The sequence below is a fragment of the Alienimonas chondri genome (genome assembly GCF_013036045.1).
Lineage (GTDB): Bacteria > Planctomycetota > Planctomycetia > Planctomycetales > Planctomycetaceae > Alienimonas > Alienimonas chondri.
In genome coordinates this window covers 1-12,761 of sequence record NZ_WTPX01000136.1, presented here as the reverse complement: position 1 = coordinate 12,761, position 12,761 = coordinate 1, and the positions used below count along the sequence as shown (strand labels likewise).

The 12,761-nt window shown below is 70.3% G+C and carries 8 protein-coding genes and 1 pseudogene; 5 read left to right on the top strand and 4 right to left on the bottom strand.

Translation table 11 applies throughout. The features are described from left to right. The 5 genes and pseudogenes from LzC2_RS16890 to LzC2_RS16870 all read left to right on the top strand — a co-directional run. Nucleotides 1–5,414: pseudogene (locus tag LzC2_RS16890) on the top strand (AsmA-like C-terminal region-containing protein); the annotation flags it as partial. A 335-nt stretch (nucleotides 5,415–5,749) separates the two neighbouring features. After that, nucleotides 5,750–6,583, top strand: coding sequence for an SDR family NAD(P)-dependent oxidoreductase (locus LzC2_RS16885; protein WP_171189177.1), 834 nt, complete (start codon nucleotides 5,750–5,752; stop codon nucleotides 6,581–6,583). Nucleotides 6,584–6,659: 76 nt separating this feature from the next. After that, nucleotides 6,660–7,313 (top strand): non-canonical purine NTP pyrophosphatase, encoded by a 654-nt coding sequence (locus LzC2_RS16880; RefSeq protein WP_171189174.1) that lies wholly within the window; start codon nucleotides 6,660–6,662, stop codon nucleotides 7,311–7,313. Between the two features lie 108 nt (nucleotides 7,314–7,421). Next, nucleotides 7,422–8,060 carry a hypothetical protein gene (locus LzC2_RS16875; RefSeq protein WP_171189172.1) on the top strand — a complete coding sequence of 213 codons (639 nt, stop codon included), beginning with the start codon at nucleotides 7,422–7,424 and terminating at the stop codon, nucleotides 8,058–8,060. A gap of 175 nt (nucleotides 8,061–8,235) precedes the next feature. Then, complete coding sequence (locus LzC2_RS16870; RefSeq protein WP_171189170.1) at nucleotides 8,236–9,549, top strand: hypothetical protein; 1,314 nt, start codon at nucleotides 8,236–8,238, stop codon at nucleotides 9,547–9,549. Nucleotides 9,550–9,766: 217 nt separating this feature from the next. Here LzC2_RS16870 and LzC2_RS16865 read toward each other — a convergent pair whose 3' ends face one another. The 4 genes from LzC2_RS16865 to LzC2_RS16850 all read right to left on the bottom strand — a co-directional run. Further along, nucleotides 9,767–10,261: an ExbD/TolR family protein gene (locus tag LzC2_RS16865; RefSeq protein WP_171189168.1), complete on the bottom strand. Its 495-nt coding sequence runs from the start codon at nucleotides 10,259–10,261 to the stop codon at nucleotides 9,767–9,769. A 60-nt stretch (nucleotides 10,262–10,321) separates the two neighbouring features. Continuing rightward, entirely contained in the window at nucleotides 10,322–10,804 is a 483-nt protein-coding gene (locus LzC2_RS16860; RefSeq protein WP_171189166.1) for an ExbD/TolR family protein, read from the bottom strand. 49 nt (nucleotides 10,805–10,853) lie between these two features. Then, complete coding sequence (locus LzC2_RS16855; RefSeq protein WP_171189164.1) at nucleotides 10,854–11,615, bottom strand: MotA/TolQ/ExbB proton channel family protein; 762 nt, start codon at nucleotides 11,613–11,615, stop codon at nucleotides 10,854–10,856. 86 nt (nucleotides 11,616–11,701) lie between these two features. After that, on the bottom strand, nucleotides 11,702–12,761 hold a 1,060-nt coding region (locus LzC2_RS16850), incomplete at its 5' end, for a tetratricopeptide repeat protein (RefSeq protein ID WP_206678762.1).

The window sequence follows — 12,761 nt, the reverse complement described above, 5'->3', positions numbered from 1 at the left end:
ATCGCCGCCGCGTTCGCCCCCTCGTTCGCATCAGCGGGATCGACGCCGATCCCCCCGGCGCCGATCCCGCTGATGCGAACGAGGGGGCGAACGCGGCGGCGATCGAACCGATCGTGCTGACGGACCTCGTCGCGGACCTGTCGCTGGCGCGGGGGCTGCTGACGCTGGACGGCCTCTCTCTCAACCTGCCGCTGGAAACGGACGCGGGAGAACTGATGGTCGGCACGCTGACCGGCTCCGCGACGCTGCCGCTGGTCGGCGAAAGCGATCAGGCGGATGCGACCCTCACCGCGACCGACGTGCCGCTGGACCTGCTGTGGGCGCGGTTGAGCCAGGAGTTCCCGGTTACCGGCGGGCGGTTCACCGGCACGGTGACGGCGGAGGTCCCCTGGACGGAACGCTCCGACCCGGCGGCGTACGACGTCTCCGCGGAGGTCGCCGCGACCGGGCTGACCGTCGCCGGCCGGGCGGTGGACGGGCTGGAAGCCCAGCTGTCGCTGACCGACGGGAATGCGGAGTTGAAGCGCCTGACCGCCCTGATCGCCGGGCAGCCGGTGGCCGGGAAGGCGTCCGTGGAGCTCCTGGAGCCGAACGCCTTCGAAACGACGGTGACCAGCGACCGGTTCGATCTGTCCGTCCTCACCGCCCTGTTCCCCGACGGCCCGCCGGAGTGGCTGCCGGCGGAGTTGGTCGGCACGCTGGCCCTCGACGTGCAATCCGAGGGTACGCTGGACCCCCCGACCGGGTCCCTCACCGCCTCGCTGCGGGGCGGCGCGACGGCGCCGGGCGGCGAACCGCTGCGGGTCAACGGGCTGGCGGTGACGGAAGTGAACGCCGACCTCACCGCGACCTACTCCCCGCCGCGGGGAGAGGCGGGGGCGCAGGGAGAGGCGGGGGCGCAGGGAGAGGCGGAGGACGGGGGACTAGAAACGCTTAAGCTGTCGAACTTCGTGCTCCGCACCGAGGCCGGCGCCGTGACCGGGTCGGTCACGGCCGATCTGGCCGGGACCGGCACGTGGACGGCGGAGATCGCGGGGACGGAGTGGTCGCCGCGGTTGCTCGAAGCGTTGCCGGAGCCGGTCCGTCCGCCGGTCGGGGCGCTGTCGGGGGACGGGTCGCTGACGATTCAGGGCACGCTGGTGGGAACGGTCGAACCGGGCGAACTGACCGCCGCGGATCTGGCCCTCACCGGCGCCGACCTGAGCGTCTACGACGTGGGGATCACGGACGTGACGGCGAACCTCTCGGTCGCCAACGGCGCCGCGACGCTGACGGACGTGCGGGCGGTCACCGATCGCGGGATCTTCACCGGCGACGCCGCGATCGAGGAGGACGGCTGGACCGCCGAGGGCCGGCTGGGCGAGGTCACCGCGGCGGTGTTCGACCTGATCCCGGAGTGCGTGCGGCCGCCGGAATGGGTGCTCGGGCGGGCGGGTCGGTTCGCCGCCGCCGGACGGGCCCGCGGCACCGTCGAACCGTGGGGGTTCACCGAGGCGAGAGCGGACCTCCGGGGCACCGGCCTGCGCCTGTTCACCCTGCCGGTGGAGACGTTGTCCGCCGATCTGCGTCTGAAGGAGAACCGGCTGACCGTCGCCGAACTGCAAATCGCGGTCTCCGGCGAAGGGGAGCCGCCCGGGGGCCGGGTCACGGGGATCGCCGCGGTCGACTTCGATCGCCCGGACCTGCCGCTGACGGCGGAACTGGACCTGACGAACCTCGACCTCGCCCGCCTGCCCGCGGACCTGCTGCCGCGGGGGTACGCCCTCTCCGGCGTCGCGACCGCGCACAGCCGGCTCGATCTACGCTTCCCCCCGCCGCCGGATCCCGAGGCGACCGACCCGCTCGACCCCTGCGTCCCCCGCCGGGGGTTCCGCGTCGCGGCGGTGGACGGCACGGTCTCGGTGGAGGCGCCGACGCTGCTGCTGCCGGATGAGAACGGCGCGCCGAGCGAGGGACGCATCGCGTTGAAGCGGGCGTCGACGAAGTTCGGCGTCGCCGACGACGTGCTGGAGTGGCGCGATTTGGTCCTCGATGCGGCCCCGCTTTCCGCCAAACCGGGAGCGAACGGGCCGGGCGCCCGCGGGCAGGTCACCGGCGACGGGAGCCTCGGGCTGACGGCGCCGAACCGCTTCCGGGCGAAGCTGCGCTGGGACGAATGGCCGACGGATTCCCTGCTCCCCCCGCTGCTGGCCGCCGTCGGCTTCGCGAACTCCGCCGCCGAGCAACGTGATCCTCCCGCGAACCCCCGCCGCAGCGGCACGACGCTGGGCCAGATCGAGACGACCGGGACGCTGGAACCCTTTTCGCTGGACACCGCCGAGGGCGTGCTGCGGGCCAGCAACGTGCGGCTCCCCGGCCTGATCCCCGGCTCCGCGGCGGGCGAGACGGAGGCGTTGGCGATTCCGTCCCTCGAGGCGCAATTCGTGCTGACGCCGCAGCGGCTGACGGTGCCGACCGTCAACGCCCGCTTCCTCGTGCCCCCCGATCTGTCGCAGGCGCCGGGGGCCGGGGCCGACGGCGATCCCGAGGCGCCGCCGCTCATCGGCACGCTCGCCGGGTCCGGCGAGTGGTCGCGGACGGAACCGGGGCCGTGGAAATCGAAACTCGACGCCGACGCCCTCCCGCTGGCGGTGATCGGGCCGGCGCTGACCGCCGCCGCCGGGTCCGGCCCGCTCGCGACCCTGGCGACCGGTCCGGGGGCGTTCGCCGGCACGGTCACGCTGAACGCCGACCTGACCGGGACGAACGACCCCGCCGATCTCCGCGGCTCGGCGACGCTGTCGGGCGAGGAGGTGACGCTCTTCGACGTGCGGATCGACGCCCTGTCGCTGGCCGCGGCGGCGGATGACGACGCCGTCCGCCTCAGCGAGTTCCTCGTGCGGCTCGGTCCGGCCGCGGCGGCGGGGCGTGCGAAGCTGAACAAGCACGGCGCCCGGGAGTGGAACGCCGCGGCGACGGTCGTCGGCGCCGATCCGCTCGACCTCGCCCGCCGCCTCGACGCCGTCCTGCCGATCGCCGTACAGGAGATGGGACCGGAATCCCCCGCCAGCCCGGTCGCGCTGACCGGCGTGTTGAACCTCGACCTCACCGCGGACGGTCGATTGGGCGCCGAGACGCCCGACCCGGAAAACGGCGCCGCGGGGGCGGAGTGGACCATGAACGTCGATCTGGCGTCGGACCGGCTGACGCTGGAGGTTCCGCCGGACGACGACTTCCCCGGCCTCGGCCCGGTGGCGCTGAACGCGGTCGCGGCGACGCTGTCCGTGGAAGACCCCGTCGTCGGCCCCAATCGCCTGACGGTCGAACGCCTGGCGGCGAAGCTCGCCGACGGCAATCTGCGGGTGACGGCGTCCGTCCCCCTGCCCCGCGGCGCGACGGAGAATCGCCCGATCGCGGCCCCGCTGACGGAACCTTCGGTGCGGCCCGCGGAGAACGACGACGCGGTCATCGCCGGCGGGGAGAGCGGCGTCGCGGAGCCGGATCCCGCGGCGATGGCGGCGCCGTCGGTCGAGAACGGCACGGCCACGATGGCGTGGGTCGGCGGGGACGTGGGCGCCCTGCTGAAAGCGGCCTCGCCGGTGCGGTTCGATCCGAACGCGGGCGGGACCGAGCCGCCGGTGACCGGCGCCGCCACGGTGCGCATCGCCGCCGCGTGGCCGGCCGGCCGGCTGTCGCTGGACACCGTCGCGTTGAACGGCCGCGTCGTCAGCGATCTGCTGACGGTCGTGCGTCGGTCCGGCGCCGGCAGTCCCGTGCGATTGCGCGATGCGACGCTCACCGCCCAGATCGCCGGGGGCGTCGGCAAGGGCGGATTGGAAGCGAAAGGGTTCGGCGGAGAGTTGGGCGCCGCGGCGGCGTTCCGTCCGGCTCCCCCCGCCAACGCGTCCTCCGCCGGGACCGTTGCGCCGGAGCCGGGTTCGCTGGATGAATCGTTCGCCGCGTGGCCGATTCGCGTGATCGCGGCGGCCGGGGTCTCGCGGGGCAGCCTACTGGATTTGGAAGCCGTGTTACGCGGCCGCAATGGGGCGGCTCCGTCGCTGCGGGGCGAAGCGAGCCTGTGCTTGCGGTTCGATTCCCACCCGGAGGGTCCGCCGTTGGATCTCGCGACGCTGTTGCCGGGCGTCGCCCCGCCGCCCGGCTGCGAAGCGCTGCCGACCGTGCCCCCCGCGGAAGTCGACCCGGCCCGCGCGAGCGTTCCCCCGCCCCGTCTCACCGGCCTGATGCGGCTGCGATCGGTGACGTGGGCCGGCCAGCAGTTGGTCAATGACGCGACGATGCAGATCGCCGCCCGCGACGCGGCCCAGTGGACCGGCGACCTGCGCGACGGCCGATACGCCGGCGGCACGTTTCGTCTGTCGGTTTCGCCCCCTTCGCCCGGCAGTCCCGACGCCCGCGCCGGGGCGGTGCGGATCGATCTGCTGCTGCGAGACGCCGACGCCGACCGGGCGTTCGCCCCGGTTCCCTGGGTCGGCGACAACGTGGAAGGCCGATTGGGAATGCGCGCCTCCGGCGTGCTCGGGCCGAACGGCGTGCGTCTGCGCGGTCAGTTGGAACTGGACCGCGGTCGGTTTCTCGCCACCGACGCCCCCGGCCGTCCCGACGATGCGTTTCTGTTCGACATCACCCGCTGGCGCTTGCCGACGGAGCTGACTTACAGCCCCGCCGCCGGCTCCGGCCGCGTGCGCTTCGGCGGCGCCAGCGCCTCGATCGGCGGGGGATCGGTCGACGGCACCGTCACCGTCGAGTTCGGTCGCGGCCCCGGCGTCGGGCTGAACGCCGATTTGGACCTCAAAGGGGTGGACTCCGTGGTGTTCACCCAGGGCGCCGGCGGCAACCTGACCGGCGGCCGCGTCGCCGGTTCGGTGACGCTGTCGGGGCAAGCGGTGAACGGACTGGCGGATCTGGAGGGCGGCGCGCGGCTGGCGTTGTTGAACCCCTCGCCCAAGGGATTGCCGATCCTCCGCGAACTCCAGCCCTTCCTGAAGTTCCAAGGCCCGGCGGCGGCCAAGACCGGCGAACTGGTCGTCCGATTGCGGAACTCCGTCGCCCGGATCGAGAAGCTGACGCTGTCCGGCCCCGGCGTGCGTCTGTACGCCACCGGCACCGCCGCCTTGCCGGCCGGCCGGTTGGACATGGAAGTCATCGCCGACACCGGCCCGCGAACCGTCACCGAAGACGTCATCCTGCGATTGGTCGAGGAAGCCGCCGGTCCCACGCCGGTCGGCTTCGCCCTGCGAGCCGGCCGACTGCTGCGGGATCGCGTGGTGTATCTGCAGGTCGGCGGCACCGTGAAACGCCCGCGGGTGCAGGTGCAGGCCGCCCGCCAGATCCGAGAGGAAACGATTCGCTTTCTACTGGGCGAATTGTTCGTCCCCGGCGGCGCCGCCCGCGGCGCCGCCCCTCCCGGGGGGTGAGTCGGAAGACGAGGCGGAGAGAGACGTTCTCCTCCCCTCTCCCTCAGGGAGAGGGGCCGGGGGTGAGGGTGAGCGAGTCCTCACGCGCATCCGCTGGCATGCTTTCGCCGCGGCGGGGCGGCGCTCGAACCGCCGTGATGCGTCACGGCCGCGGCGTAAGCATGAAGTGCGGCGCCCGACCGCGGAGCAGGGACGAGCGCAACCCTCCATGCTCACCCGCCTGCGTTCCACTCCGGCGTGAGAGCATGCCACCCCGGAGGTCGGACTTTGCAATCGCCCTTTCAGCGACGAGCGGAGCGATGTCGGCTCGCGGGTCGCTCCGTTACCCTGCCGGCATGGCCGCTCCCGCACATGAACCCGTCCCCCCCGAAGGCGACCGCGCCCCCACCGCCGCCGCGGTCGCCCCGGCGGCGTTATTCGATCTGACCGGCAAGCTCGCGGTGGTCGTGGGCGGGACCGGCGTGCTGGGCGGGTCGATGGCCGAAACGCTGGCCGCCGCGGGGGCGGACCTGGTGATCGTCGGCCGGGGAGAAGCGGCCGGGAACGAAGTCGTCGCCCGCATCGAGAACGCTGGCGGCAGCGCCCGCGTGATCACCGCCGACGCCACCCGCCGCGAGGACTTCGAGAGTCTCCGCGACCAGTTGCTCGCCGACGGCGGCGCCCCCGATATTTTGGTGAACGCCGCCGGCATGAACGCCGCCACGCCGTTCCTGGAGATCTCCGACGACGAGTGGCACAAGATCTTCCAGGTGAACCTCGATTCGGTGCGGCTGGCCTGTCAGGTCTTGGGACCGGCGATGCTGGAACGCGGGTCCGGCAGCATCATTAATTTGGCGAGCATGTCCGCCGTCACGCCGCTCTCCCGGGTGTTCACTTATAGCGCCAGCAAAGCGGCCTTATTGAACCTCACCCTGAACCTCGCCCGGGAGTGGGCGCCGACGGGCGTGCGGGTGAACGCCCTGTCGCCGGGCTTCTTCCCCGCCGAGCAGAACCGCGACATCCTCTCCCCGGACCGCGTCGCGGCGATTATGAACCACACCCCGATGGCCCGCTTCGGCGAACCCGGCGAACTGGCCGGCGCGGTCTTGTTATTAGCCTCCGACGCCGGCCGCTTCATCACCGGCGCCAACCTCTGCGTCGACGGCGGCTTCAGCGCGATGACGATCTGAACTGTGAGCCCGAAGCGCAAGCGAGGAGCGCGACTCGCGCTCCTCGCTTGCGCTTCGGGCTCACGAAGGAACTCCCATGCTCATCCTCGCCACCCGCAACCGCAAAAAGCTCGCCGAGGTCGTCGATCTGCTGGCTCGCTTTAAAGTGAGCGGCGACCTAGTGCGGGACGTGTCCGTGTTTGACGAGGGTGAAGAACTCGCTCGGTTCGGGCCGGTCCCGGAGGTCGTCGAAGACGGCGAGACCTTCGCCGCCAACGCCGCGCTCAAAGCGACGCAAACGGCCCGATTCCTGTCCGAACAGGGCTACGAAGCGTTCGTGCTCGGCGAGGACAGCGGCTTGTGCGTCGATGCGCTCAAGGGCGCGCCGGGGGTGTTCAGCGCCCGGTACGCCGGGACTCACGGGGACGACGACGCCAACAACGCCAAGTTATTGACCGAACTGGACGGCGTCCCCGCGGAGAAGCGCGGCGCCGGGTACGTCAGTTCCGTCGCCGTGGCCGATGCCGCCGGCGGGATCGTGCTCACGGCAGAGGGAACCTGTCGCGGGCGGATCGTGACGGCGCCGCGGGGGACCGGCGGGTTCGGCTACGATCCGCTGTTCGAGATCCGGGAACTGCACCGCACCTTCGGCGAACTGCCGGCGGCGGTGAAGCGGGCGCTCTCCCACCGCGGCCGGGCGCTGCGTGCGATCGGCCCGCAACTTGCAGGTTTGGTGAGGGCAGCCGATTGACCGCTCCCCGCGTCGCCGTTGCAGACAGCGCAATGCGTGAACCGATGCGGGCCTCAGTTCGTTCGGCGGGAAAACGCCCGTCACCGCCGACCGATCTGCACGCCGCCAATGCCGCATTGTCTCGCCCGCATGCTGGTCGCGGGAACGTTCAGCGCCCGTAGCGCCATTCGTGTATTAGCGGTCTATTGGTTTCTCGGCCGAGGATCGCTGCCTGATGTTCCGGCTGCATGGTGGTTCGCTCTAGCGGGCGTCTGGGGCACCGTGAACCTGGCGAACGCCTACACCACTTTTCAGGGTTCGTTCGGGCTATTCGGGCAAACGGAAACTGAACCGTCCGGCCGTCGATTGCGGCTCGCCGAGGCGGCGTACGCCCTGATGACGGCCGGAGTCCTGTGCATCCTCCTCGTGACCTCCAGTACGCAGGAAAGCCCCGCGGAGATCGCGGCGCTGACACCCCTGATCCTGCCGGAGATCATGCTGCTCGGACGAGCCGGATCGGGGCGGGCGGTTCACCTGCCGTTTCTCCCCCTGCTCCGAGTCGCTGCGGCGGAGGGGACGCGCGTGGAGGTCGATGAGGCTCCGGGCAACGGCTGGACCTGCGTCAGCAAGTTCTTCGCCCGGCGCCGTCTACCGATCTACCTGATGGGCGCCGGGGAGAGCTTTCCCCGCCCGCCGAAGCGAAATCGGTCGCAGCGACTGCCTCGCACCGAGGGAACCACGAACCGACCCCGGATCGAGCGGGTCTGACCGGCGACGACGGTTCCGCATTTCATGACCTCGCCCACACCCGGATCCGCGGCGCCGCGGCGAACCCCCCGTTTCACCCCGCGGCCGGGTGGCGTACAATCCCCGCAGCGGACGACGGGTCCGACCGGTTCCGGCCGGATTCCCCCGCCCGCACCCCAACGGGAGAACCGGAGACGTGAGCGTACCCAGCGACAACCGGCCCCCGAACAACCGCCTCGGACTCCCCGAGGACGCCCCGTCCGGCGACGGCCTGCCCAATCACGGCCCCGGCAACGGCGGAACGGGCGACGGCCTGCCCGGATTGGTTCCCGCGGCGAAAACGACCCTGCGACTCGGCCCGCTGGTCGTCAGCGGGGAGATCGACAACACCCGCCCCTACGCCGTCTGCGGATGGCTCAAACTGCGGGGACAGGAGCATCCGCTCACGCTGAACCTCACCGGCGACGCCGGCGAAGGGCTCCGCGGCAAACGGATTCGGTTCGAGGCCGCCCCCGGCGGCGTGCAGATCTTCACCCCGCCGAAACTCTCCGAATCCCTCGCCTGGCAGCAGGTCGGCCCGACCGGTCCGATGACGCTCGACCGCTCGGAAGCGCCCGGCCAAAACGGTTCCCTCGGCCCCGCCGCCGGCCTGACGCCCCCCGCGTCCGGTCCCACGCCGCCCCGGACCTCCTCGCAAATCGCCCGGCCGAACCGCGAACGATTGCGGCTCGAATGGGACAGTCAGAACGGCCGCGTCCGGCTGGATCTCGTCGGCGCCGCGATCACCGAACTGCCCTCGCACGACGAGGACGACGATCTGGACGACCCGGACCTCGCTTTGACGGGCGACGATGCGGACCGCGACGGCGAGGACGACGCCTTGCTGGATCTGCTCGGCGGCTCGGATCAGGACGACGATGAGGACGACGAGTTCTCCGACGGCGGCGATCTGCTGTTCGACGACGAGGACGACGACCCGTTCGGGTTGTTCGACCCGGATCTGCAGGACGCGCTGGACGACGACGCGGACGCACTCGACCGCGAGGCGATGCCCGACCTGTTCGGCAGCGGCTTCGGAGGATTCGGCGACGAGGACGGCGATCGGCCCGGCGGTCAGTTCGGCGAGGATCTCCGGCGGCTCGAAGCCCTGATCGAAGGCGGCGCCGGCGTGCCGATCGGGCAGGTGTTCGACCCGCCGCTGCGGCTCCGCCGGCCGGATCAACTGGACGACGCCCGCGTCGAAGCGGCTCTCAAGCTGCTGCTCTCGCGCCTCGCGGAGCACGGCATCGCGTTGGACGTCTGCGAGCACTTCACCCCCCGGCAGAGTTACGCCTACCTGTTGGACGAAATCTGCCCCGCGGAGCTGACGCATCCGGAACTCGACCCGGTCCGCTGGGTGCAGCACTTCAGCACCTCCGACTCCTGCCCCGAGTGCGAAGCGGAGTTCGAACGCGAGTTTGAAGAATACGAACGCGACCGCCGCCGCCGTGGCGAGGACAACGAGGATTAAATGCGGCGCCGTCTCCCCTCTCCCTCAGGGAGAGGGGCCGGGGGTGAGGGTGAGCGAGCCCTCACCGGCATCCGCTCTCGCAGTGATTGACCGGAGATGAATGCGGAGGGATTGGGCCTCTGAAGGGCGAGCGAGCGGTGCAAGCCCCCTCACCCCCGACCCCTCTCCCCCAAAAGGGGGCGAGGGGAGTGCCGGGGACGTGCTCTTACCACCTCTCCTACTGCGGCTGCCGCGCTTGGGCGAACTTGATGTTCCCCACCAGCGGGACGGTCGTGCCGTCCGGGAGCTTATCGCCGCTGACGGCGCCGACGGTCTTGATGAACCAGCGGTAGTTGAGGTCGTAGTCCGGGTCGATCTTCACGGAGAGATCGTCGCTGGCGGTGTCTTCCGTCGGATCGCCGGCGATCTGGCGGACGGCGGCGGTCAGGTCGAGAAAGGCCTGCTCGTCGTTGCCGAGGTTGCGGCCGTTCAATTGCAGCATGCCCAGCTCCCCGTTCGGAGAAGCGATCACGCGGACCTCCATCTCCGGGATCAGCGGCTGGTCGTCCGTCGAAGTCGATCCGGACAGCGGCATATTAATACCGAACTCCCCCTCCGGACTGACGATCTTCAAGGTCAGCATAAAGAAGATCAGGAGCTGAAACACGACGTCGATCATCGGCGCCATCTGCGGCGCGATTTTTTCGACTTTGGAGCCGCCGCGGAACTTCATGTCGTGCTTTCAGGGTCTTGGTTCAGGAGGAGAGGTCGCCGTGCCGGTTTCACGCCGCGGTCATTCCTCCGCCTGCTGGGCCTTCACGGCGAACATCGTGAACTGCTCCGCCTGAGCCTTCGCGATCAATTGTTGAATCTGTCCGCTGGGCACCTCGGCGTCGGAGCGAATCACGACGGTCACGTCCTCCAACTTCGTGCCTTCGTCCTGAAACCCCCGGGCTTCCCGCGCCAGCACGGAGTCCGCACGATCGATCGACACATCCCCGTCGGGAACCGTATTGAGCACAAGCGGATCAGGGAAGTCCGGATCGATCGTCCCGTCCGCCAGACGATTGTACCCCACGTTCAAAACGAGGTCTTTATCGCGCGGCGCCTCGATCGGCCGGGCGATCGCGTCGATCGGCAGCTTCACGCGCTCGTCGGCGCGGGTATTTTCAAAGTTCGTAATCACCATAAAAAAGGCGATCAGCTGGAACACGATGTCGATCATCGGAGTCATATCGACTTCCGCGACGTTCGGTTCCGGCGATTTGACGCGCATCGTCCGCTCCGGCAGGCGTTCTAAGGAAGAAGGGAAACGGCCATTGAGATCACGCTTCCTTCTTGGCTTTGCCCAGGGCGCTGAACCGCTGCATCAGTCCCTCGCTGACGATGCCGACTTCCAGGACGTATCGGGCGACGCGGTTCCGCAGCAGGCTGTAGGCGACCATCGCGGGGATGGCGATCGCCAGTCCTTCGAGGGTCGTGAAGAGCGCCTTGGAAATCCCTTCGGCCAGTTCGGCGGGCTTGGGGGCGGTCGTGCTTTGGGCGATCGTTTCGAAGGCCTCGATCATGCCGGACACGGTCCCCAGCAGCCCCAGCATCGGGGCGATGGCGCCCAGCAGCGCCAGGTAGCTCAGGCTGTGCTCGTAAGTCATGTTCTCGTCTTCGCCGACCTCCTGCATCGCCTCGACGGCTTCGGGATAACCGCGGTTCAGACGACCCAGACCGGCGGCGAGCACGCGGGCGACGACCGATTCGTCCTCGCGGGCCAGTTCGTAGGCGCCCTGATAATTCTTCGCGGTCAGTTCGGCTTCGAAGTCTTCGACGAAGCCGTCCGGCAGGAAGTTCTGGCGACGCACCTTGAGGATGTTCAGCGTGATCAACGCCACCGTCACGAAGGAGAGCGTCAGGAAGATCAGGCCGAACAGCCAGCCGTTCGCCTCCAACATCCAGATCAGGAAGTTTTTGTCGGCCGGCGTCGTGGCGGTCTCCGCGGCGGGGGCGGCGCCGTCGCCCTCCTGGGCGAAGCTCGCCACGGGGGTCAACAGAAACAGGCCCAACAACAGGGCGGAGGCAAGACGGCGGGACATGGCGGGGCGGCGGAAACCGGTCGGAAGGTGATCGAAAGCGATGAGGAACGCGAGGTCTGTGGAGGCGCGGAGGCCAACGGCTGGGGTCAGCCGGCGGACAGCTTGGCCGTCCAGTCGCTGTTGGGATAATCCGTTTTGAGCTTAGCAGCGGATTCGGCGGCTCGCTCCGGGAAACCGGCGGTCGTCCACAGCCGGGACAGGTGGTACAGGCTCTCCGCGTGGGCGGCGCTGGCCCCGGGGTACAGCACGTCCACTTTGAGGTACTCGAGAATCGCCGGCTTCGTCTCGCCGGTCGCCTGCAGGCTCTCGCCGCGGCGAACGTGGGCGCTGGCCCGCAGTGCCGCGTCGTTGGCGGCGGCTTCGCTCAGCACGCCGTCCAGCACCGTCAGCGCTTCGGGATGCTTATTGAGCCGCCCCAGCGCCGCGGCCCGACCGATCTTCGCCTCGGCGGCGGCGCGGCCCTCGGCGTTCTGCAGCACGGCGTCGAACGCCGCCAGCGCCGCGTCCGCGTCGCCCCGCTTCAAGGCCAGTTCGCCCTCGGCGACGGCGGCGGCGGTCTGATACTCCGGCGAGGGCGACTGCTTCAGTTGCTCGACCGTTGCGGCGGCCTCGTCCACGTCGCCGGCGGCGGCCTGCACCTCGGCCAGCAACCGCAGGGCCGCGTCGGTGCGAAAGTGATCCGGGTTGTCTTTGACGAACTGCTCCAACGCCGACGACGCCTCGGCCCGGCGGGCGGGGTCGTTCAGAGCCATTTTGCCCAGCACGCGGGCCACGAGGAACTCCCCGTCGGCCTTCGCTAGAGGGCCGATGCTCGCCATTTCCGGCAGCGCTTCGCGAAAACCGGTCAGCGCGTCTTCCAGCCCGCCACGCGCTTCGCGACCGCGGGTTCGGCCCATCGTCGCCGGTTCGCCGTCCCAACTGACCTCCACGATTTCCGCCGCCGGGACCGTCTCCGCCGGATCGGCGGGCGGTTTGATGGTCAGCTCCGCCCGGGAGGCCGAGGTGATCGAACCGCGGAGCAGTTCGCCGCCCCGGCGGGTCACGTCGTCGGCGAGCGCCGGGACGGCGACGAAGGCCAGCAAGGCGACCGCGACGGGCCACGAACGGCGGGCGGCGGGGAGGGCGGAAACGATCATCGAACGAGGG